This is a genomic window from Yersinia bercovieri ATCC 43970 (genome assembly GCF_013282745.1).
Classification (GTDB): Bacteria; Pseudomonadota; Gammaproteobacteria; order Enterobacterales; family Enterobacteriaceae; genus Yersinia; species Yersinia bercovieri.
Window position 1 is genome coordinate 2,288,467 of the sequence record NZ_CP054044.1, and the last position, 22,449, is coordinate 2,310,915.

A 22,449-nucleotide genomic window follows, 5' to 3' on the forward strand; every position below is an offset into this window, starting at 1 on the left:
TACCGCGTATAACCACAAACAAAAGTACGTATGTTGCTCATTTGTTATGCGAGGATTCGGCGAAAATAAGGTCAATCACATTTATTAAGTGAAATTCGCGAAAAGTAGTGCTGTTATTGGGCTGGAAATCGCCCTTAATCTGGGTGTTATGGCCTATTTCCGTCACAGAGTGGAGTCCGACGAAAAGTTGTGGGATGATTAGGCAGTTTTCGGGGGGCGGGAATGGGAAAACTTACACTTCTTTTGCTGATTTTACTTGGCTGGCTCCAGTATTCACTGTGGTTGGGCAAGAATGGTGTTCATGATTTTGTTCGGGTTAAGGATGACGTGGCTCTTCAAGAGACCAACAACGGCAAACTTAAAGCCCGGAACGACCAGCTATTTGCTGAAATTGATGATTTAAACGGTGGTCAAGAGGCGATCGAAGAGCGCGCACGTAACGAACTGGGTATGATTAAACCCGGCGAAAGTTTCTATCGTCTGGTTCCTGACCAATCCAGACGCAATGCGAGTACCCCTTCGACGCAAAATAACGCGCAATAATAATGAGTAATTTTGCAGTTTCCCTTCCTGAAGTCATTGCTGTAATACCGGCTGCGGGTATTGGCAGCCGTATGCAGGCTGATTGCCCTAAACAGTATTTAACTGCGGGCGGTAAGACAATCATTGAGCACGCAATTTTTTCTTTGCTTGATCACCCGCAAATTCAGCAGATTATCGTCGTCATACATCCGCAGGACACGCAATTTACCAAGTTACCTATCGCGCAGGACCCCCGCATTCATATTGTTCACGGGGGTGAACAGCGGGCCGACTCGGTGATGGCTGGTTTACAATGTGCCGGGCAGGCGGAGTGGGTTTTGGTCCATGATGCGGCGCGCCCTTGCTTGCACCGTGACGATCTTGATCAATTGCTGTCGATTATTGGGCATAGCAAAGTGGGCGGTATTCTGGCAGCACCCGTGCGTGACACCATGAAACGCAGTGAGGCAGGGGTTCAAGCCATTGCCCACACTGTTGATCGTCAAGCACTGTGGCATGCTTTGACACCTCAACTTTTTCCGCTTGAGTTATTAAAATTGTGTCTATCCCGCGCCTTGAAAGAGGGGGCGGTGGTCACCGATGAAGCTTCTGCATTAGAGCACTGCGGCTATCATCCGATATTAGTTTCTGGCCGTTCGGACAATATCAAAGTGACGCGTCCAGAGGATCTGGCGCTGGCAGAGTTTTACTTAACCCGGTTACATCATATGGAGAAGCACTAATGCGGATCGGTCACGGTTTCGATGTTCATAAATTTGGTGAGAATGGCAGTGGTCCCCTGATTATTGGCGGTGTACGCATCCCCTACGAAAAGGGGCTGGTGGCACACTCCGATGGTGATGTGGCACTGCACGCGGCCACCGATGCCTTGTTAGGCGCTGCTGCTTTAGGTGATATCGGCAAGTTATTTCCCGACACTGATCCGGCATTTAAAGGGGCCGATAGCCGTGGTTTACTGCGCGAAGCTTACCGCCGTATTCTGGCTAAAGGGTATAAGTTGGGGAATCTGGACATTACCATTATTGCCCAAGCGCCTAAAATGGCCCCCCATATCCCGCAGATGCGCGTTCATTTGGCGGAAGACCTACAATGTCATATGGATGATATCAACGTCAAAGCTACCACCACGGAACAGCTTGGTTTCACGGGGCGTGGCGAAGGTATTGCTTGTGAAGCGGTAGCTCTGCTGGTTAAGGCATAAAACATGGACATGGAAAATCTCACCTGGCTGCACGGCAAACCCAAAGCGAGTGGCATTCTAAAAGCTAATCCGGAAGATTTTGTAGTGATCGAGGATTTGGGTTTTGAGCCAGATGGCGAAGGCGAGCATCTGTTGGTTCGTATCCGCAAAAACGGTTGTAATACTCAATTTGTCGCTGACTATCTGTCGCGTTTTGCCAAGATACATCCCCGCCTGGTGAGCTACGCCGGCTTGAAAGATCGCCACGCCGTTACCGAACAGTGGTTCTGTCTGCACCTGCCGGGTAAAGAGGCCCCGGATCTCTCCACCTTTGAACTGGAAGGGTGCGAAGTACTGGAGTCGGTGCGCCAAAAAAGAAAACTGCGCATTGGTTCACTGAAGGGCAACGCTTTTACCCTGGTATTGCGCCACATTACCGATAATCAGGATGTCGAGCAGCGGTTGCAGCAAATTGCGGAGCATGGCGTGCCGAACTATTTTGGCAGCCAGCGGTTTGGCCGTGGTGGCAATAATCTGGTGCAGGCGCGTTTGTGGGCGAACAACCAAATCCGGGTCAAAGAGCGCAGTAAGCGTAGCTTTTATCTGTCAGCCAGTCGTAGCGCAATGTTCAATCTGATTAGCAGCATCCGTTTGGCACAACAGCAGGCCACGACAGTGCTGGAGGGCGATGCATTGCAGCTTTCCGGTCGCGGCAGTTGGTTTGTTGCCGCCATTGATGAATTGACCGCGCTACAGCAGCGCGTCGATGCAGGCGAATTGAATATCACCGCCCCGTTGCCAGGGGAGGGTGAGCTGGGCACTCAGGGCGAGGCACTGGCTTTCGAACTGGCCTGTTTGGCGGAGCAGAGCGAATTACTGGCGCTGGTAAAGCGCGAAGGTGTCGAGGGCGCACGTCGGGCAATCCTGCTGCAACCGCAGAACATGGCGTGGAGCTGGTGGGATGATGTGACCCTCGAACTCCGTTTCTGGTTACCCGCCGGCAGCTTTGCCACCAGTGTGGTGCGCGAAATCATGAATCAGGATAATGCTGATGCTGCGGATATTGCTGAGTAACGACGATGGTATCTCTGCGCCGGGCATCCAAACGCTCGCCAGCGCATTGCGGACATTCGCGCAGGTACAAATCGTGGCTCCTGATCGTAATCGCAGTGGCTCTTCCAATGCATTAACGCTGGATAGCGCACTGCGCATCACCACATTATCCAATGGTGATATTGCGGTTCAGCAAGGTACGCCAACCGATTGTGTCTATCTGGGGGTGAATGCATTAATGCGCCCTCGGCCCGACATTGTGGTTTCCGGCATCAATGCCGGCGCAAATCTCGGTGATGATGTTATCTATTCCGGGACGGTCGCGGCCGCGATGGAGGGGCGGCATTTGGGGTTTCCTGCCTTGGCTATCTCACTTAATGGGCATCAGCATTATGAGACGGCGGCGGCGATCACTTGCCGCATATTGCGCACGTTACAACATATTCCATTGCGTACCGGCAAAATACTGAATATTAATGTACCTGATTTACCCTTATCTGAGATTAAAGGTATCCGGGTAACACGTTGTGGTAGCCGCCATCCAGCGGAGCAGGTATTTTGTCAACAAGACCCGCGAGGGCAAGATCTCTACTGGATTGGCCCTCCGGGTGAGAAATTTGATGTGGCACCGGACACAGATTTTGCGGCAATTGAGCAAGGTTATGTCTCTATCACGCCACTTCAGGTTGATTTAACCGCCTATGGGGCGCAAGACGTAGTTGAAAACTGGTTAGCCAGCATTCATGAGGTTGACGGGGAATGGTAAATAAACGCATGCAAACATTGTTGATGCAGTTACGTCAGCAAGGTATTCAGGACGATCGCTTGTTACAGGCGATTGAAGCGGTGCCGCGCGAGCGTTTTGTTGATGAAGCTTTGGCGCATAAAGCGTATGAGAATACAGCTCTACCAATAGGTTCGGGTCAAACTATTTCCCAGCCTTATATGGTGGCGCGAATGACCGAATTGTTGCAATTGACGCCGACCTCGCGGGTATTGGAGATTGGCACCGGTTCGGGTTATCAGACCGCAATTCTGGCGCATTTAGTCGAACATGTTTGCTCAGTTGAACGAATCAAAGGGTTACAGTGGCAGGCAAAACGCCGCCTGAAACAGCTGGATCTGCATAATGTCTCTACCCGCCATGGTGATGGCTGGCTAGGCTGGGCATCACGCGGGCCATTTGATGCGATCATTGTGACAGCGGCACCACCAGAGATCCCGCAGGCATTACTTGAGCAGTTAGATGATGGTGGGATATTGGTTCTGCCGGTCGGAGAGCTAGCTCAAACATTGAAATGTGTGCAGCGCCGTCACAATGAATTTCAGATTGAAACGGTGGAAGCTGTCCGCTTTGTCCCCTTGGTCAAAGGGGAATTGGCCTGAACTCAATCTTTTTAATTCAGCCCTAAATCTTTTATCTCATCCGAGACGTGTTGGTTTACGTGAAAGATCGGCAAAAAAATCAGTAACATAAATTTTATGGTATGGCAGGCGTGGTATTGATAGCATGCGCGCTTCTGTATTTGATACATCGCTTATTATTGCTGTCATGGGGGAAGCATGAGCACGGGAAGCCCAATGATTACATTACGCCGAATCGCGGCATGTACGGTTATGAGTTTATGGTTGGTAGGTTGTAGCAATGATAATACAACCTCTGCGCCAATCAGCAGTGTCGGTGGTGATCGTTCAGGTACTATGCTAAATGGCTCGGACACCAACAGTTCGGGTGAGCGCATCGTTTATAACCGCAGTTATGGCACTATCCCCAAAGGAAGTTACAGCGGTGATACCTATACCGTTAAGCGTGGCGACACGCTGTTTTATATCGCCTGGATAACGGGAAATGACTTCCGTGATCTGGCGGCAAAAAATAATATTGCTGAGCCATATAGCCTAAATGTGGGGCAATCCATTCAGTTGGGTAATGGCTCTGGCGGTGGAATGTTAGCTGCAACTGATGCCACATCAGGCGGAATAGCAAAACCGCCGTCAAATATTCAGAACACAACTACAACGGTTGATTCTCAACCAACTAGCGCGTATTCTGGAAACTCGGGTAAACAGAATGTTGGTAAAATGTTACCAGCGTCAGGGGCAGTTGCCGCGACAACCGCACCTGTTACTGCGCCAAGCAGTCCCATCAGTGATCCAACCAGCAATGGGGGTCCAGTTAGTAGCTGGAAATGGCCAACTGAGGGTAAAACGATCGATAGCTTCTCTGCTTCCGAAGGGGGCAATAAAGGGATTGATATCGCCGGTTCTCGTGGGCAACCAATCTTCGCTACAGCAAATGGGCGGGTTGTGTATGCTGGGAACGCACTGCGTGGTTACGGTAATCTAATCATCATCAAACACAATGATGATTACCTGAGCGCCTACGCTCACAACGATACAATGCTGGTCCGGGAACAAGAAGAAGTGAAGGCGGGTCAAAAAATAGCCACCATGGGTAGCACCGGAACCAGTTCAGTAAGATTGCACTTTGAAATTCGTTACAAGGGGAAATCCGTAAACCCGCTGCGTTACCTTCCGCAGCGATAGATTGGGCAGAATACGCTGTATTCTGCTCGCCGGATTCACGGGTAGGAGCAGCATATGAGCCAAAATACGCTGAAAGTTAACGAGTTGCATGAAGATGCTGATTTTGATGAAAACAGTACGGAAACTGAAATTTTCGATGAAAAAGCATCAGTAGAAGATGAACCTACTGAAAGCGAGTTAGCGGAAGATGAGCTGTTGGCGCAAGGCGTTACCCAGCGCGTGCTGGATGCAACACAGCTCTACCTTGGTGAGATTGGTTATTCGCCACTGCTGACCGCAGAAGAGGAGGTTTATTTTGCCCGGCGTGCATTGCGCGGAGATGTGCCTTCACGTCGGCGTATGATTGAAAGTAACTTGCGGTTGGTGGTGAAAATCGCTCGTCGTTACAGCAATCGCGGCTTAGCGCTGCTGGATCTGATTGAGGAGGGTAACCTCGGCCTGATCCGGGCGGTGGAAAAGTTTGATCCTGAACGCGGTTTTCGTTTCTCCACTTATGCTACATGGTGGATTCGTCAAACGATTGAACGGGCAATTATGAATCAAACCCGAACCATACGTTTACCTATCCATATCGTTAAAGAATTAAACGTTTATTTGCGTACCGCCCGAGAACTTTCTCATAAATTGGATCATGAACCGAGCGCTGAAGAGATTGCTGAGCAACTCGACAAGCCGGTCGATGACGTGAGCCGTATGTTACGCCTCAACGAACGTATCACTTCTGTTGATACGCCTTTAGGCGGCGACTCAGAGAAAGCCTTGTTGGATATTCTCTCTGACGAGAATGAAAACGGTCCAGAAGATACAACGCAAGATGATGATATGAAACAAAGTATCGTCAAATGGCTGTTTGAATTGAATGCAAAACAGCGCGAAGTATTGGCCCGTCGTTTTGGTCTGTTAGGATACGAAGCCGCAACGTTAGAAGACGTTGGCCGGGAGATTGGTTTGACACGCGAACGTGTCCGCCAGATTCAGGTTGAAGGCTTGCGCCGTCTGCGGGAAATTCTGCAAACTCAAGGTTTAAGTATTGAGGCGCTGTTTCGCGAATAGAGATACCCGTCATACTTCAGATTGTCTTTAGGGTATAGAGCGTTATTCCGATAAAACACAAAAACGGTGAACTGATGTTCACCGTTTTTTTGTGCACAGAAAACCCCCAGCTAGGCTGGGGGTTCCGTAAAGCTTTCAGCTTTGAGTCAGTTATAAAAACCCCTTTTGATTTGTTAAAACAGTTTGCGGTCTGGCAACTGCAAACGTTCAACAAGAAATCAAAAGGGGGTCCCTATGAGGGACGAAAAGAGCTTAGCGCACACGCGATGGAACTGTAAATATCACATAGTATTTGCGCCGAAGTACCGAAGACAGGTGTTCTACGGGGAAAAGCGCAAAGCGATTGGCAGTATTTTAAGAAAGCTGTGCGAATGGAAGAACGTGAATATTCTGGAAGCGGAATGTTGTGTGGATCACATCCATATGCTTCTGGAAATCCCACCCAAGATGAGTGTGTCGGGCTTTATGGGATACCTAAAGGGAAAGAGTAGCCTGATGCTTTATGAGCAGTTTGGCGATTTGAAGTTCAAATATCGTAACCGGGAGTTTTGGTGTCGAGGGTATTACGTTGATACGGTGGGTAAAAATACAGCCAGGATACAAGAATACATAAAACACCAACTGGAAGAGGATAAAATGGGTGAGCAGTTGTCGATCCCCTATCCGGGTAGCCCGTTTACGGGCCGTAAGTAACGAATTGTGATGCAAATGTCAGATCGCGATGCGCCTGTTAGGGCGCGGCAGGTAAGAGAGCCTTATAGGCGCATATGAAAAACCTCCGGCTATGCCGGAGGATATTTATTATGGGCGCTATACCATGCTTTTCAGGCGGTAAATCCACTCCAGTGCCTGACGAGGTGACAGCGAATCGGGGTCTAGTGCTTCTAATGCTTCAACGGCGGGTGGCGTCTCTTCATTGAGCAGCGTTAGTTGCGAACCATCAATTTTGCTCGCCGCGGCACTATTGGAGAGCGACTCCAGCTCTTTCAACTTCTGCCGTGCCCGCTTGATCACATCTCGCGGCACACCGGCCAGTGCTGCAACCGCCAAACCATAACTTTTACTGGCTGCGCCATCTTGTACACTGTGCATAAAAGCGATAGTTTCCCCATGCTCCAATGCATCAAGGTGTACATTTACCACGCCCTCCATTTTTTCCGGCAGGGTAGTTAGCTCAAAGTAATGGGTGGCAAACAGCGTCATTGCTTTAATGCGGCTAGCCAGATTTTCAGCGCAGGCCCAGGCCAGTGATAAGCCATCATAAGTTGATGTGCCGCGCCCAATTTCATCCATTAACACCAAACTTTGCTCGGTGGCGTTATGCAGGATATTGGCTGTTTCTGTCATTTCCACCATGAAGGTAGAGCGGCCTGATGCCAGATCGTCCGCCGCACCAACGCGGGTAAAGATGCGATCAATCGGGCCAATAGTGGCCTGATCCGCAGGTACATAACTCCCCATGTGGGCCAGCAGCACAATCAGTGCTGTTTGGCGCATATAGGTGCTTTTACCCCCCATATTCGGGCCAGTAATGATCAGCATACGTCGTTGTGGTGATAGCGTTAGCGGGTTAGAGATAAAGGGCTCGCTCAACACTTGCTCAACCACCGGATGGCGGCCACCGATAATTTTGATCCCCGGTTTATCACTCAGGGTCGGGCAACTGTAGTTGAGTGTTTCTGCTCTTTCCGCCAGATTCGACAGCACATCCAACTCAGCCAGCGCATTGGCGCTGGTTTGCAATTCGGACAGGTGTGGCAATAGCAGATCGAAAATCTCTTCGTATAACCCTTTTTCAATCGCCAGCGCTTTACCTTTAGAGGTCAGAACTTTGTCTTCATACTCTTTCAGCTCAGGAATAATGTAGCGCTCAGCATTCTTCAGTGTTTGTCTGCGGACATAATGAATGGGAACCAGATGACTCTGACCGCGACTCACCTGAATGTAGTAGCCATGGACACCATTGAAGCCCACTTTTAGCGTATCCAGACCCAACTTCTCACGTTCGCGAATTTCCAGCCGATCCAGATAGTCGGTCGCGCCATCGGCCAATGCTCGCCACTCATCCAGCTCGGCATTGTAGCCCGGTGCAATAACGCCACCATCGCGCACCAATACTGGCGGCGTTTCAACAATGGCCCGCTCCAGCAAGTCGAGTAACTGATCAAATTGGCCGACTTGTGATAGCAGATTTTGTACATGAGGAACATCGACCGGTTGCAGTAAACGATGGATCTCCGGCAATTGCTGAAAAGCATGACGCATACGGGCCAGATCTCGTGGACGGGCGGTGCGTAGTGCCAGACGTGCTAAAATACGTTCTAAATCACCCACCTGGCGCAGCGGGGTTTGCAGCTCAGCGGTAATATCTTGTAGGCCGCCAATGGCTTGCTGGCGATCCGTTAGCACCTTGATATCGCGCACGGGCATATGGAGCCAGCGTTTCAGCATTCGGCTACCCATGGCGGTCACACTGCAATCAAGAATTGCCGCCAGCGTATTCTCTGTCCCGCCAGATAAATTAAGGGTTAGTTCGAGATTACGGCGGGTGGCGGCATCCATAACAATGCCATCTTGCTGACGCTCCATGGTTAAACCACGGATATGGGGTAAGGAGGTGCGCTGGGTATCTTTGACATATTGCAGCAGGCAGCCCGCGGCACGTAATGCCTGATGGGCTTGCTCAACACCAAAACCGATTAAGTCGCGTGTGCCGAATTGCAGATTAAGCTGCTGTTTGGCGGTTTCCAACTCAAACTCCCACAATGGGCGGCGGCGTAAGCCATGGCGCTGCTCAATCAGCGACATCTGCTCGAAATTCTCTGGATACAACAGCTCGGCGGGATTGGTGCGTTGCAGCTCGGCGGCCATGGTTTCAATATCGTCAGGTTCTGCAACCCGGAAGCGGCCAGAGCTGATATCCAGGGTCGCATAGCCAAATCCACGGGCATCCTGCCAAATAGCCGCCAGCAGATTATCCTGTCGCTCTTGGAGTAAAGCCTCATCACTGACTGTTCCCGGCGTCACTATCCGCACGACTTTACGCTCAACCGGCCCTTTACTGGTTGCCGGGTCACCGATTTGCTCACAGATAGCCGCTGATTCACCTAACTGAACCAGTTTCGCCAGATATGGCTCAATCGAATGATAGGGGACACCGGCCATGGGAATCGGCTCACCGGCGGAAGCACCCCGTTTAGTCAATGAGATATCCAGCAGTTGTGAGGCGCGCTTCGCATCACTGTAAAACAGCTCATAAAAATCCCCCATCCGGTAGAACAGCAGTATGTCCGGATGCTGGGCTTTGAGTCGAAGGTACTGCTGCATCATTGGGGTGTGGCTATCGAGTTTATCAGGATTATTCATGCGTTTTATGTTTTCTAGTTAAGTCCTTTTTCCAGTCAACATACTAGCCCAGTGGCCTGAAAACTGACATAGGTAAAAATTCGAGAACCCTCGCAATGATGCAGTTCAGCCCCTAAATTTAGAGGCTATAAAATTCTAACGTAATATTTTTCAAAATGTTATTTAAAAGCGGGGTTGCCGGGGAATAGAGTTTTTGCCGTTTGGTACAGGCGATTGGCTTGAGCAACATTGTTCTGATACTGGTTAATCATGATGAGACTTAGATAAACATTCGGATCATTGTGTAGCTGAATGTACTGTTCTGCCCATGCACTAAACTGCGTCAGCAACATAGGATCTTGGTGCTGGTTAAATTGCAGTAACAGATTGATATGGCGGTTGTACTCATACCTTTCCCATTGAATGTAGGGATTTGTCAGCGTATTTAATGGCCGCATATCAACTAGCCCATCTCTTTCGGCCACTGTTAGCACCCGGCCAGTTTTGTAGCCCGTCATCATAAATAGCAGAGTACATAGTGCGGATAAAATGACGATGTAGTGCAGCCCACGCTGCCATCGCACGAGGGGCGTAGTGGCTGCCACCAACATGTTTTCCGGGATCATCAATCGGCCAAGTAGAATAAGCACCAGCCAGTGGGCGGCGGATTGATAAAGAGGCAGCTCGGTCATCAGATGCAACGCGATCGGCAAAGTGAGTACCCACAACGGGAACACCGCTTTGGGCTGCATCAACAGTGGTTTTACATAGCCGATAGCGAGTAGCAACACTCCTATCAGTGTCACGATGCCACCCTCAACCCAGCCATACAGCACTTCATTATGGGGGTGAGAAGGGAAAATAAAGTGATGCGGAACTTGCCCGGCTTGCGCCAGTGTTTGTGCAAAAGCAGACTCAAAGCTACCGTAACCCCAGCCTAGCCAGGGGTGCTGCTGTATCATGTGCCAGGTATATTTGAGGATTAACCCGCGCTCGCGGTTACTGGCTTCTTTGGCGAGCAGCAAGTTCTCACTCAATTGGCTTAACAGATAAAGGGCGGCCAGTATGCTTATCAGGCTCGATAACCACAGCCAGGCGATTTGCCGCTGACGCCAGTAATAGAGCGAAAGCAAGAGTAAGGTTGAGACTCCACCGACCCAGCCGATCCGCGATTGCAGTAGCATCAATAAGCCAGGGAAAACCAGTAGGCTCAGTGTGCTGACACCGCGTACGGCTCGGCTGCCCGAGACCATAAACAGATAGGCGGCGATGGCATAACCCGTTGCCAGATAACTGGCCAGCACGTTAGTTTGCTGAAAGATGCCATAAGGGCGCTGTGCAATATCGAACTCCATCCAGTTATTGGATGTAAAAACAAATAATTGCAGTAGGGCCAGCATGGCCTGCCCCCAAGCGGACAAGAGGATGAGCATCAACCACACTTGTCGCGCACCTGTGTTCAGCTTCAGGCGAAATAGCCCAAACAGCACTATTATCCCGCCCCACAAACCCAAAATGCGCGGTAACCAAGCCCCTGGGTGCTGCAAGGAGGCGGGAAATAGTCCAGGAATACTCATCATCAGCGCCCCGGATAGTAGCCACAGATAGCCCGGAGAGTTCAGGGCATGGCCCGCTTCTTGGCGTGGCCAATAGAGTGCCATCGTCAGTAGCGCCATCATGGCCCAAATGACAATGTTGGTGGGGAGATGAAGCCCGGCACCGCCTCTATTGATCTCATAGTGCATCATGGCAATAAAGGTTATGGCGATGATCGCGATAACAATAGGGTGACTCCCTTTCGCTGGGAGGGCATTTTTTATTGGTTTGGGTAAGCAGAGTTTCATTATCTATCAATAGGTTACTTTTATATCGAACAAAACATGACACAATGATTGGTTCACGTTTTATCAGCGCACTCAGCCACTATACCCGTTAGGGAGACCGTCTCTATTTTTCTGCGGGCTGAGCAATAAACCAGCGTAATGAATTCAGCACTTTTGTTTCTGACATCTTGGCTCTGTTCTCATCAACCAACTTCATTAATACCAATCTTGCGGTATAAATATCTAATTGTGCTTTATCAGCCAACTCTCGGGTTTTTGGCCAACTATCCACGGGTGGTACAGACTCATTAAATTGTTCTTTCAATACATGACATGTTTCTGCCAAGATTTCCATGACTTCTTCTTTACGTTGATTCTTAGGTTTCATTGATTTTTCCTCATGCAATATCTTTATTAAGGATGTCTTGTTTTTTATTTCTTACATTCTCTATTCTTTATTTGTATTTCCTACGTGCGGGTAGGTATTTTCCTACAAATTTAAAGGATAGTTCTTACAGGCATTAAGGTCTCGTCTTATTTATTTTATATTGTTTTTGTAATTTTTATTTAACGGCCATAAATCAGAGTGCGAAAATTAATAATTAATCCGGATTTTAGCACCAAATAAATACCATTCTCAAAGGTATAAGAAAACAATCCACCTTTATTCTTCAATAAAATAAAGTTTTGATTTTGCTATTTTTTATTCATGTATTTCAATGTGTTGTGGTGATTTTCATGGCTTTAGATCCAAGTGTTTTTTTGAGTTTTAAGCTGTTATTAAGTCTGGGTTTTATCGATGCTAAGCTTTTTCTGCTTTTGGAATTAAGGTCTTGAGGATTTAATGTCGATTATAATTTGACTTATGGAATAAGCAATCGTTAATTTCGAAAAAATGACTTTTAGCGATCTAATGTGTCGACATGTCATTTTTGATAGTGGTAAGTATCGAAGGTGTGGTGTTTATCGATCAATCTTATCGAGATTAATTGGTAAGTGTAATTAATTAAGTTAAACACTCTGAATTTTGATTTTTTGAATTAATTACCTATGAAGTGAGCATCTATATTTGTATTATCTGCGTCGAACAAAAAGGTCTTAAACGTTATTTAAAGGTTTTTTTAAAATGCAGGCGTCTTTCAATGTCTGCATGTTGAATCTATAGCTCTCTGTTGTCTGCGACTTATTTCTTCGTATTTTAACGAAAATAAGATGTATGAGTTCTTATGTTTCAACTACTTCGATGCGGTATTTACCTTGAGTCTATTAAGGTAGGTGAACTTGCAAAACTTAAATTGTGTATAAAGGAATTACGTAATGAAACTGAATAAAACGATCTTGGCAGCAGCTTTGGTATTAGGTTTTGCTTCTGTAGCTAACGCAGCAGATCAAGGTCAAGGTACTGTGACTTTCAATGGTTCTATCATTGATGCGCCATGCTCAATCGCAGCAGGTTCTGATTCTCAGACTGTTGAAATGGGTCAGATCTCTAACGTAGCTCTGCAGAATGGTGGTCGTTCTTCTTCCCATGATTTCGACATCAAACTGGAAAACTGCGATACCACTACTCTGAAAACAGTAACCACTACTTTTAGCGGTGCAGAATCAGCTGCAGTCCCTGGCCTGCTGGGTATCGTTGGTCTGGCTGAAGGCGCTGGTATTGCCATCGTTGATGGTACTGGCTCTGTTGTTACTCTGGGTGATGCAACTGCTGAACAGACTCTGATCACTGGCAACAACACCTTGGCTTTCTCTGCTTACCTGCAGGGCAGCACTGCTTCTGACGCCATCAAACCAGGTAGCTTCTCAAGCGTAGCTAACTTCATGTTGGCTTACCAATAAGCACCCCTTTTTTAATTGGACATGCGGATTTATCCGCATGTCTTTTTATCTTGAGAAAGATACGTGTTGGATGAGCTAGGTGATTTATGTCCAGGTCATTTTTTTTGCTAGTGCCTCCCTCCTTACTAATGGCGTCATTGATTAGTGTTTCTGCAATGGCTGATCCCATGAAGACAGATTTGGGCTACGTGAGTATGGAAGGAAGTATTACTGACACATCTTGCGCGATAGACCCAGGAAGTCTGGAGCAGACCATCGATATGGCGATTATGCCGATTGGTCAGTTGGTTGAGAATGGCGTGGGGAATGAGCACCCGTTTGCGATTCGCTTACTGGATTGCACGTTAGTTCATGCGGATCCCGATAAGTCTAATCGGCAGCATTTTACGGTGTCATTTGATGGTGCGGCGGATGGCAATAATTTCGCGGTTTACGGTGAAGCCGAGGGAGTTGCAATGCAAATCATTGATGATAAAGGCAATGCTTCTACTCCAGGTGTGCCGTCACCGGAAATTAATATTATCCCTACTGATGATATGAGACTCAATTATGCCCTGCGGTTAGTGGGCAATGGCAAGATGCTGCGTGCTGGAAACTATTACTCCAGTGTTCGTTTCAAATTGGATTATTACTGATTTCAATGAGTAAGGTGACATATCCCATGGTATCCGCTCGTTCCATCACCCACGGTATTGCCCGTAGCGGTTTATTACGCATTTTGATTGCAGTTGCGTTAAGTGGCAATGCCTATGGCGTGTCAGCCAGCGATGATATTCAGTTTAATACCGATGTGTTGGATACCAAGGATCGCGCCAATATCGATCTGAGCCAATTCTCCCAGCGTGGTTATATCATGCCTGGGAGTTATAACTTATTAGTTCATATGAATAAGCAGGAGCTCAACGAGCAGCCTGTGGTGTTCTACGCCTCTGAGAAAGATCCAAAAATTAGTGAGGCGTGTTTATCACCCGAGTTGGTTGAGTTGCTGGCGCTGAAAGAAGAGAACCTCCATAAGCTGACCTGGTGGCGCAATGGCGAGTGTCTGGATATCAGCAGCTTGCCCGGTTTGACTGTGCAAGGTGATCTGGCGACCTCATCACTCTACCTGAGTGTGCCGCAAGCTTGGTTGGAGTACAGCGAGCCAGATTGGGACCCGCCTTCTCGTTGGGAAGAGGGGATTCCTGGGGTGCTTTTCGACTATAACCTGTTGGGGCAATTGAACCGTCAGCAGACGAATAATACCAATAACAACAGTTTGAGCGGTAACGGTACTACTGGGGCCAACGTTGGTGCCTGGCGGTTCCGTGCTGATTGGCAGACGCGTATCGAGCAGGCTTCCGGTTCACCCACTGAACGCCAATGGGATTGGAGTCGTTATTACGCCTACCGTGCGATACCGAGTTTGGGTGCCAAGTTGACGCTGGGTGAGGATTTTCTCAACTCAGGGATTTTTGACAGCTTCCGCTTTAGCGGTGCCAGTCTGGTCACTGATGACAACATGTTACCGCCGAACTTACGCGGTTATGCACCTGAAATTATGGGTGTTGCTCGTACCAATGCGCGGGTCATTGTCAGTCAACAAGGACGTGTGTTGAGTGAAACGTTGGTCGCCGCTGGCCCATTCCGTATTCAGAACCTGAACAGTTTTGTTTCTGGGGCGTTGGATGTGCGGGTGGAGGAGCTTGATGGCCAAGTCCAGCAATTCCAGGTCAATACCGCCAGTATTCCTTACCTGACTCGCCCCGGCATGGTGCGCTATAGAGTTGCCGCCGGTAAGCCCTCGAATATTGGGCATCGGGCTGAAGGGCCAGCATTTGCCACCGGGGAGTTCTCTTGGGGGATCAATAACGGTTGGTCACTGTTTGGTGGTGGGATCAGCGGTGAAAATGAATATCAAGCCGCATCCATGGGGGTGGGGCGTGATCTGATGGAGTTTGGTGCTGTATCGGTTGATATGACTCAATCGTGGGCCAACTTGCCGGATCAAGGCACCTTGAGTGGTGGCTCTTACCGAGTCAACTATTCGAAAAACTTCCAGGAAACGGGCAGCCAGGTGACGTTTGCCGGCTACCGCTTCTCTGAACGTAACTTTATGAGCATGACCGAGTATCTCGATGCGCGATATCGCGGCGACAGAGTTGGCGGCAATAAAGAGATGTATACCATCAGCTTCAACCAGCAGTTCCGTGATCTGGGGTTAAGTGCTTATCTGAACTATAGCCATCAGACCTACTGGGATCGTTCGGCGAATGACCGCTATAACCTCTCATTAGCTCGCTATTTTGACGTGGGTAAATTCAAGAATGTCAGTCTGTCACTGTCTGCTTTCCGTAACCGGTATAACGACAGCAATGATGACGGCATGTACTTGTCCTTATCTATGCCATTTGGCAACAACGCAACCTTGAGTTATAGCGCGTCAGTCAGTAGTGGTGAAAATACGCATCGAGTCGGATACGCCAATCGTCCGGATGCTCACAACAACTACCAGATTAATACCGGCGTAGCACGTAGCGGCGCATTGGTGAGTGGTAACTATAACCATATTGGCAATAGCGCAGATATTAACGCCAACGCCAGCTATCAGGCAGGGCAGTACTCCTCCGTCGGTTTAGGTATTCAGGGGGGCGCTACCGTCACGGCTGAAGGTGCGGCACTGCATCGGGCAAATGTCATGGGCGGCACGCGACTGCTACTTGATACTCAAGGTGTGGAGGATGTTCCGGTTCAGGGCTATGGCTCAACCGTACGTACCAACCGCTTTGGTAAAGCCATCGTCAGTGATGTGAACAGTTATCACCGCAACCGAGCGAGTATTGATATCGATAACTTGTCGGATAACGTGGAAGCCCGAGGCACGGTAGCGCAAGTCACACTGACTGAAGGCGCTATCGGTTATCGCCGCTTTAATGTGATTGCTGGTGAGAAAGCGATGGCCATGTTGCGCATGGCTGATGGTTCAGCACCGCCATTCGGTGCCACGGTATTAAATGAAAATCAGCAAGAGACCGGCATAGTTAATGACGATGGTTCTACTTATCTCAGTGGGATCAAAGCCGGTGAAACCATGTCAGTGCACTGGAATGGGAAGGCGCAATGTAGCGTGACACTTCCGAAGATACTGACTCCAGCAGTACTGACGAATCTACTGTTGCCTTGTCAGCCGATAACGGAAGGGGATAAACCCCCGGTATCACAGTAGAAAGGTTTAGCAATGGACCTGCGGATAACAGCTCGTTTAGAGAATAGAAAACGATCGGCGCCACTAGGTTCTGACATGATTAATTCGAAGGAAAAGGTAATGAAATTGAATAACAAACTGCGCATCGCCACCCTTTTGGTGACGGCATTGATGGCCCAACAGGCGACAGCAGCGATTGCACTGGACAGAACCCGGGTGATCCTCAATGGCGGCGATAAGTCGATCAGCCTGAACATCAGCAACCAGAATAAGCAATTACCTTATCTGGCGCAGGGATGGATTGAAGATGAGCAGGGGAACAAGATTAACTCCCCGCTGACGGTGGTTCCACCGGTTCAGCGTGTGGAGCCGGGTGCGCTCAGCCAGTTAAAAATACAGACGTTACCGGCGGTGAGCCAGTTGGCGCAAGACCGCGAAACGCTCTACTACTTTAACTTGCGTGAAATTCCACCGCGCTCGGAAAAAGCCAATACCTTGCAGATTGCGCTGCAAACCCGCATCAAGCTGTTTTACCGCCCAGTCAGCATCGTGCCACAAAAGGCCGACATGGCGACACCGTGGCAAGAAAAAGTACAGCTGACTCGACAGGGCGATCGCTACCAGGTGAATAACCCGACGCCGTATTACATCACGCTGGTTGATGCCAGTGAGAGCAAAAATGGCAAAACAGCTGCGGGCTTCAAGCCGCTGATGATCGCACCAAAATCACAGGGCATGTTAGATGTCAGCGCAGGCGCATTGGGCAGCAAACCGGTACTGACTTATGTCAATGATTTCGGTGGCCGACCAAAAATGATCTTTGGTTGTACTGGCAGCACCTGCTCAGTGGTTGAAAGCGTTAAATAGCTGTTTATCTCGGTATGGCTTTAGTTGAGCAGATGAGACGACAGCGCGGATGTCAGACTGAACGATGAAAAAGGAATATGGGATGAGTGTTGTTTATCGCCGCTCTGTTTGTCGCGGCCCGGTTGGTCGCTACATAGCTAGTCGGCTGGTCCCGATGGTCATGATGACCTTCATCGGCGCGACGACACTGTTAAGCAGCTCTGCATGGGCGCTGAATAAAGTTGCGGCAGTCAATGTCACGGTCAATATTTTTGCTGCGCCGCCTTGTGTGATTAACAGCAACAGTATGATCACCGTCGATTTTGGTGATGACCTACTGACTTCGCGTATCGACGGCGCTAATTACATGAAGCCAATAAGCTATAGCCTGAACTGTACTGCGGCAGCATCCAATGCCATGAAAATGAGCATCAAAGGTGATGGCGCTGCGCTCGACGCCAGCTATTTAAGAACGAGTAACACGGGTTTAGGGATCAAGTTGATGCGCAGTGGGCAAGCATTACCGCTCAATAGCACATTCAACTTTACCTATCCGACAATCCCTGTGTTGCAGGCTGTACCGATAAAACAAACAAGTGCTGCGCTGGCAACCGGTCTTTTTACCGCAGCAGCCACCATGGTTGTGGAGTATCAATAATGAAAAACAGCGTATTGATATCGCGCGTTTCTGCTGCGGTGGTTTTGGTTCTGAGTGGCTCGCTGGCATTTGCCGAGAATATGACGTTCTCGGGCACATTAATTAATCCCCCACCTTGCATTATTAGTGGTGGCAACACCATTGATGTGCCTTTCGGGGAAAATCTGGGGGTGAACAAAATTAATGGCATCAATTATACCCAGAATGTGCCCTACACCGTCACCTGTGATACGCCGGCCGGTGGTTCGGAATTGGGTCTGACGATTATTAGCGGTTCTGTGACCACATTTGATCCTGCCGCGATCCAAACTGATACCCCGGATCTGGGTATTCGAATACTGAAAAATGGCACCGCTTTTACACTGAATACACGTGTTCCATATGACAAAAATAACCCGCCGGTACTTCAGGCAGTACCGGTCCAGGCACCGGGTGCGACATTAACTGAAGGGGCCTTTGCCGCCACCGCCACACTATTAGTGGATTATCAATAGGATCACATGATGGCTAATTTTAATCTGTTGATGCGCCCTGAACGAATTATATTCAGCATTCTGATGCTGAATATTGTCTGGGCGATGCCAACATGGGCCGCTGATAATATGCGTTTTCACGGTGCATTAGTCGCGGAGCCTTGCACAATACGCCCTGGTGACGAAGCTATTGCGTTGAATTTTGGCACGGTGGTCGATAAATATCTGTATTCGAATCAACGTACTTTAGGTAAGCAATTTCAAATTCATCTGGTCGATTGTGATATCAGTTTGGGTAATACCGCCAAGATAATGTTTACCGGTAACAATAATCTTAAATTACCGGGGTTATTGTCGGTTACTGATGCTGATATGGGAATAGGTATTGGTATCGAAACATTGGCGGGTAGACCCCTACCTCTAGACCAGGCCAGTGAAGATATTTCACTAAACGCGGATAGCAATATTATTACTCTGAAAGCTTATGTTCAGGGTGAGCCAGATGCCATTACCCAGCGCACGATTAAGCGCGGTGAGTTTAATGCAGTTGCTACATTTAGCTTGCAATACTATTGAGCGGTGAGTTCTCCCGCCTGATGTTATTCCAACGCCAAGTTGTTGCCGCTGAAATTTATTATCAACAGCACGAATGCTGATAGGACAATGGAACTTAAATAAATGGAACAGCCTAATATGCGATCGAATACTGGATATTGCTGGCTAATAGCTTGCGTGCTGTTCTTATTGCCGCTCTATAGCCAGGCCAGTGCCTGGGTTTCTACCCAAACAAGAGTGGGAACCCAATATCAGGGGACATTCGCCTGGCCGACTGAGGAGATGCAGGGGGTACTTTGTACGGCTGCATCTTGTTCTGTGGCGATATGTCACTACTCGACAGCGGCGAATGCTGAAATATGTGGTAACCCATCCAATGCCCTGACCCGGGTTATTGTTTCGCAGGGGGCGACTGCGGAGATGATGAGAGCAGCTTTTGTGGCTAAAAATGGAGTATCAGGAAGTTGGGGCACCGTGACACCTGATCCATTACGTGCTGTTGGCAGCTGCTTTGGTGTGATGTATTGGCAAGGATCTAATGATGGAAATCTCACCGGTAGAGTCATTCCCGGCTCCTACTGCGGCGCGGTTCCACCAACACCTGAGACCTGTGAAGTCACCGGTGATGTCTATATCAATCATGGTTCGCTTAATCAGCAATCTGTTGATGGTGCAATAAAAACTGAGCCATTGATTATCAACTGCACCGCCAGAACATCAGTGATATTGACACTGGTGGGTGGCAAAAGTATCAATCTTGGACAAAATGGGAATTTGACCTCGACATTGAAAGTGTCGGGGCAAGACCTGTCCAGCGGTGTCACGGTAACCGCTGCGGTGGGAAACACCCCTTTCCTGATTGAATCAACACTTCATGCGCCAGCATTACCTGACGCGGGCACATTTAGCGGAAGTGGAGTGGTGATTATGTCATACCTCTAAATATAGAATTATATGCACTCTTAATCTGAGTGCGTGATTATTATGAAGATAAAATAGCGTTTCAAATGCGCTATTTTAAGTTTCATAAATCGAGGTGTTTAACTGTTATTTAAATATAATGGCGTACCCGCTCGGAATTTATTTGTGTGTTATTTTAAAATGAATAAATGTTATTTTTGAGTTGTAATTCATTGCGTTTATATAGTATAAATCCACTGTGTTTTGGTGGTTGGTTATTAAGATTTAAATCTATAGCTAAAAACGCATACTTCAATGGGCTATTAAATAATAGGCTGTAATTTTTTATTTTTTCTTTAAGGAAAAACTCATGAAAAAAATGAACCTGGCTGATGCCAATACAATCGTTGGCGGTACTGGGACTACTTGTAAAGATACTTTTGAGTGGTTGACTGGTAGCACCACTTTAACTTGTCAGGCAATCACGACTTGTACTGACAAACACGGTAAAGTTGTTAGCCGTACAGTTGCACCTTCTAATGTTGCTAACTGCAAATAAGATGTGGCTTTAAGTCTTCGTTAATTTCTATTGATATTTAACGATACCTCTGGCAAGTGCAGGGCGAATGACTGTGCTTGCCTGCTTTATTTTTTATTAATGCGTAATCGATTTTCAGATTCAAGAATTTTCGCATTAACTGAATGCTAAGAAACACGAGTTTAAGCCGACATAAATATGATTTAACACCTGTTTATGTCTTTACCTGAACCTTGAATGTGAATACACCTTTATGTCTATAAAAAACGATATGTCGACAAAAAACAGTATATTTAGAAATAAGGGATTTTTTATCGGTTACACACTGTTGGTTATCCTTATTTCTTCATTGATAACAACAGCCTATTTTCACTATTTCGTGCTTAATCAAGATACTCAGGAAACGCTGTTTTCTGTCAGCGAAAGTGAAGTTGCAAACAGCCCAATCAAAGACGATAAAACAATTATTGAAATCTTCTCCTATGGCTGCCATTACTGCGCCATTAATGAAGAGAACGTCGCCCAATTAGAAAAACGTATGCCAGAGGGCAGCCGCTTTATTCGCCTACATATCAGCAGTGATAAAACCACGGGGCTGGGGCGTTTCGCGCCAATGTTCGCCACATTATCGGTGATGGGCATTGAGTCGCAGCATCGGCAAAGTGCTTACAAAGCGGTACTCGAAGATAACATCGATTTCAGCGATAACAGCCAACTCGAGAACTGGTTGAAAGCTAATGGCATCGATGTCGGCAAATATCAGCAAGCAAGCCAGTCTGCAGAAGCCAAAGCGCTAATCGCTTATATGACGGCGGTGACGGCGCACTACAAAATTGACGCCACCCCGACCTTTATTGTCGGCAAAAAATGGATAGCGTTGCAGGATCGTGAGTTCCCGGCATTCTCGGATCACCTCTTGTCATTGCTCGAGCACGATAAGGAGCTGGAGAAATAATGAGACTGCTAGCCGTATGGGGTTATTTTGCCTGGAGAAACCAGCTGGATAAGCTGGCTTTTAGCGGGCAAGCATTCACCCGCAGGCAGGCCCAACTGGCTATCTGGCTATTACGGCACGGTGATTATCGCTTTCTACTGATGCTCGGTGCTCTGCGCCGGGCTTTCGGTTTGGTGCCACGGCGGCAGAAGAATCTGGCCCATGTGGCGGCGGCCAATAGCCAATGCTTATTGGCCGGTCAGAAAAGCCCGTCGGCGCACCATTTTATTCGCACCGCACAGCGGCGTCAGGTGTTGGAGTTGGCGGCAACCTATGGGCAGAATCGGCGGATTTTAGCGCAGTTGGCTGCCTGTACCCAGCAGTTGGACTGTCAGGTCAGCGCACTGCACGCCGCCGGTTCACCGGTTGTTTTGGCACCACTGCACATGGTTTCGGATGTGCTCGCCGGCATGGTGGGCGCCGGGGCTTATCCGGGGCAGGCGACAGTTGTGGTCTCGGCTAGCGCTGAGGCTTATGAAGAGCAGGCGCGGCAAATGGGTGGGGTGAATATCTCTTATTGCTCCATTCATGCTGATAGTCGGGCGATTGCCGGTAACCTGATGGACGCCATTATGGAAGCGGCTGAGCATAAGCGAAATATCATGGTTTTTCCGGATATTACGCCGGATTACACCATCAATAACCAGATGGCAGAAACCGCCAAAATGCCCTGCCAGCTGTTTAACCGAGCCGCCAATTTGCACAGTGGCATTATTCGCATTGCCAGAGCACTGTCGGCACAGGTGGTTTTTTATTACCTGTATTACGACAAAGGGATAAAAATCCATATTTACCCTGCACTTAGCGCACGGGAAGTCAAAAAGAGATTACCTGAATTGATCGAAACGTCAATGAAGCAGCATCCACAGGATTGGCTGTTATGGCACTCGCATTCGTTATTTTTTATTAATGAATAAT

The 22,449-nt window shown here is 48.3% G+C and carries 24 protein-coding genes; 21 read left to right on the top strand and 3 right to left on the bottom strand.

Annotated features, from left to right (window positions below; all coding sequences use genetic code 11):
- Positions 1 to 222: 222 nt before the first annotated feature.
- From ftsB to tnpA, 10 genes are all read left to right on the top strand, one after another.
- Positions 223 to 543: a cell division protein FtsB gene (gene ftsB / locus HRK25_RS10205; protein WP_032898894.1), complete on the top strand. Its 321-nt coding sequence runs from the start codon at positions 223 to 225 to the stop codon at positions 541 to 543.
- Positions 544 to 545: 2 nt separating this feature from the next.
- Positions 546 to 1,265, top strand: coding sequence for a 2-C-methyl-D-erythritol 4-phosphate cytidylyltransferase (gene ispD / locus HRK25_RS10210; protein WP_005278961.1), 720 nt, complete (start codon positions 546 to 548; stop codon positions 1,263 to 1,265).
- A complete protein-coding gene (gene ispF / locus HRK25_RS10215) occupies positions 1,265 to 1,744 on the top strand; it encodes a 2-C-methyl-D-erythritol 2,4-cyclodiphosphate synthase (protein ID WP_032898892.1) in 480 nt (159 codons plus the stop codon). Before ispD ends, ispF begins: the two co-directional genes overlap by 1 nt.
- A gap of 3 nt (positions 1,745 to 1,747) precedes the next feature.
- Positions 1,748 to 2,797 (top strand): tRNA pseudouridine(13) synthase TruD, encoded by a 1,050-nt coding sequence (gene truD, locus HRK25_RS10220; protein ID WP_032898891.1) that lies wholly within the window; start codon positions 1,748 to 1,750, stop codon positions 2,795 to 2,797.
- Positions 2,775 to 3,542 carry a 5'/3'-nucleotidase SurE gene (gene surE, locus HRK25_RS10225; protein ID WP_032898890.1) on the top strand — a complete coding sequence of 256 codons (768 nt, stop codon included), beginning with the start codon at positions 2,775 to 2,777 and terminating at the stop codon, positions 3,540 to 3,542. The genes truD and surE overlap by 23 nt, the downstream gene beginning before the upstream one ends.
- Positions 3,536 to 4,162, top strand: a complete 627-nt coding sequence (locus tag HRK25_RS10230) for a protein-L-isoaspartate(D-aspartate) O-methyltransferase (RefSeq protein WP_032898888.1) — start codon at positions 3,536 to 3,538, stop codon at positions 4,160 to 4,162. Before surE ends, HRK25_RS10230 begins: the two co-directional genes overlap by 7 nt.
- A 195-nt stretch (positions 4,163 to 4,357) precedes the next feature.
- Positions 4,358 to 5,323 carry a murein hydrolase activator NlpD gene (nlpD, locus tag HRK25_RS10235; RefSeq protein WP_032898887.1) on the top strand — a complete coding sequence of 322 codons (966 nt, stop codon included), beginning with the start codon at positions 4,358 to 4,360 and terminating at the stop codon, positions 5,321 to 5,323.
- Positions 5,324 to 5,377: 54 nt separating this feature from the next.
- Positions 5,378 to 6,376 carry an RNA polymerase sigma factor RpoS gene (gene rpoS / locus HRK25_RS10240; protein WP_005278950.1) on the top strand — a complete coding sequence of 333 codons (999 nt, stop codon included), beginning with the start codon at positions 5,378 to 5,380 and terminating at the stop codon, positions 6,374 to 6,376.
- Between the two features lie 74 nt (positions 6,377 to 6,450).
- Positions 6,451 to 6,654: a hypothetical protein gene (locus tag HRK25_RS10245; protein WP_173361752.1), complete on the top strand. Its 204-nt coding sequence runs from the start codon at positions 6,451 to 6,453 to the stop codon at positions 6,652 to 6,654.
- Positions 6,611 to 7,069: an IS200/IS605-like element IS1541B family transposase gene (tnpA, locus tag HRK25_RS10250; RefSeq protein WP_032899290.1), complete on the top strand. Its 459-nt coding sequence runs from the start codon at positions 6,611 to 6,613 to the stop codon at positions 7,067 to 7,069. Before HRK25_RS10245 ends, tnpA begins: the two co-directional genes overlap by 44 nt.
- 117 nt (positions 7,070 to 7,186) lie before the next feature.
- Here the strand turns inward: tnpA and mutS are convergent, their stop codons facing one another.
- From mutS to HRK25_RS10265, 3 genes are all read right to left on the bottom strand, one after another.
- Positions 7,187 to 9,742, bottom strand: a complete 2,556-nt coding sequence (gene mutS / locus HRK25_RS10255; RefSeq protein ID WP_005274142.1) for a DNA mismatch repair protein MutS — start codon at positions 9,740 to 9,742, stop codon at positions 7,187 to 7,189.
- A 158-nt stretch (positions 9,743 to 9,900) separates the two neighbouring features.
- A complete protein-coding gene (locus HRK25_RS10260) occupies positions 9,901 to 11,565 on the bottom strand; it encodes a PglL family O-oligosaccharyltransferase (RefSeq protein ID WP_005274140.1) in 1,665 nt (554 codons plus the stop codon).
- Positions 11,566 to 11,668: 103 nt separating this feature from the next.
- On the bottom strand, positions 11,669 to 11,932 hold the full coding sequence (locus HRK25_RS10265; protein ID WP_005274137.1) for a hypothetical protein: 264 nt from the start codon (positions 11,930 to 11,932) through the stop codon (positions 11,669 to 11,671).
- A 929-nt stretch (positions 11,933 to 12,861) separates the two neighbouring features.
- On the opposite strand from HRK25_RS10265, the gene HRK25_RS10270 reads away from it, so the two are divergent.
- The 11 genes from HRK25_RS10270 (at position 12,862) to HRK25_RS10320 (ending at position 22,448) form a co-directional block, all read left to right on the top strand.
- The gene (locus HRK25_RS10270) at positions 12,862 to 13,386 is read left to right on the top strand and encodes a fimbrial protein (RefSeq protein ID WP_005274134.1); all 525 of its coding nucleotides are present in this window, start codon (positions 12,862 to 12,864) and stop codon (positions 13,384 to 13,386) included.
- 128 nt (positions 13,387 to 13,514) lie between these two features.
- Positions 13,515 to 14,021, top strand: a complete 507-nt coding sequence (locus tag HRK25_RS10275) for a fimbrial protein (RefSeq protein ID WP_049599656.1) — start codon at positions 13,515 to 13,517, stop codon at positions 14,019 to 14,021.
- 26 nt (positions 14,022 to 14,047) lie between these two features.
- On the top strand, positions 14,048 to 16,588 hold the full coding sequence (locus HRK25_RS10280; RefSeq protein WP_005274126.1) for an outer membrane usher protein: 2,541 nt from the start codon (positions 14,048 to 14,050) through the stop codon (positions 16,586 to 16,588).
- 99 nt (positions 16,589 to 16,687) lie between these two features.
- A complete protein-coding gene (locus HRK25_RS10285; protein ID WP_005274123.1) occupies positions 16,688 to 17,434 on the top strand; it encodes a fimbria/pilus periplasmic chaperone in 747 nt (248 codons plus the stop codon).
- 82 nt (positions 17,435 to 17,516) lie between these two features.
- On the top strand, positions 17,517 to 18,071 hold the full coding sequence (locus HRK25_RS10290; protein WP_390898806.1) for a fimbrial protein: 555 nt from the start codon (positions 17,517 to 17,519) through the stop codon (positions 18,069 to 18,071).
- On the top strand, positions 18,071 to 18,565 hold the full coding sequence (locus tag HRK25_RS10295; RefSeq protein WP_005274120.1) for a fimbrial protein: 495 nt from the start codon (positions 18,071 to 18,073) through the stop codon (positions 18,563 to 18,565). Before HRK25_RS10290 ends, HRK25_RS10295 begins: the two co-directional genes overlap by 1 nt.
- 9 nt (positions 18,566 to 18,574) lie before the next feature.
- Positions 18,575 to 19,120, top strand: a complete 546-nt coding sequence (locus HRK25_RS10300; RefSeq protein ID WP_032897810.1) for a fimbrial protein — start codon at positions 18,575 to 18,577, stop codon at positions 19,118 to 19,120.
- A 117-nt stretch (positions 19,121 to 19,237) separates the two neighbouring features.
- A complete protein-coding gene (locus HRK25_RS10305; RefSeq protein ID WP_226713788.1) occupies positions 19,238 to 20,041 on the top strand; it encodes an MrpH family fimbial adhesin in 804 nt (267 codons plus the stop codon).
- A gap of 328 nt (positions 20,042 to 20,369) precedes the next feature.
- Positions 20,370 to 20,558 (top strand): DUF4762 family protein, encoded by a 189-nt coding sequence (locus tag HRK25_RS10310; RefSeq protein WP_032897804.1) that lies wholly within the window; start codon positions 20,370 to 20,372, stop codon positions 20,556 to 20,558.
- Positions 20,559 to 20,865: 307 nt separating this feature from the next.
- Positions 20,866 to 21,492 carry a DsbA family protein gene (locus HRK25_RS10315; RefSeq protein ID WP_032897824.1) on the top strand — a complete coding sequence of 209 codons (627 nt, stop codon included), beginning with the start codon at positions 20,866 to 20,868 and terminating at the stop codon, positions 21,490 to 21,492.
- A complete protein-coding gene (locus tag HRK25_RS10320) occupies positions 21,492 to 22,448 on the top strand; it encodes a lysophospholipid acyltransferase family protein (RefSeq protein WP_005274115.1) in 957 nt (318 codons plus the stop codon). Before HRK25_RS10315 ends, HRK25_RS10320 begins: the two co-directional genes overlap by 1 nt.
- Position 22,449 lies beyond the last annotated feature (1 nt).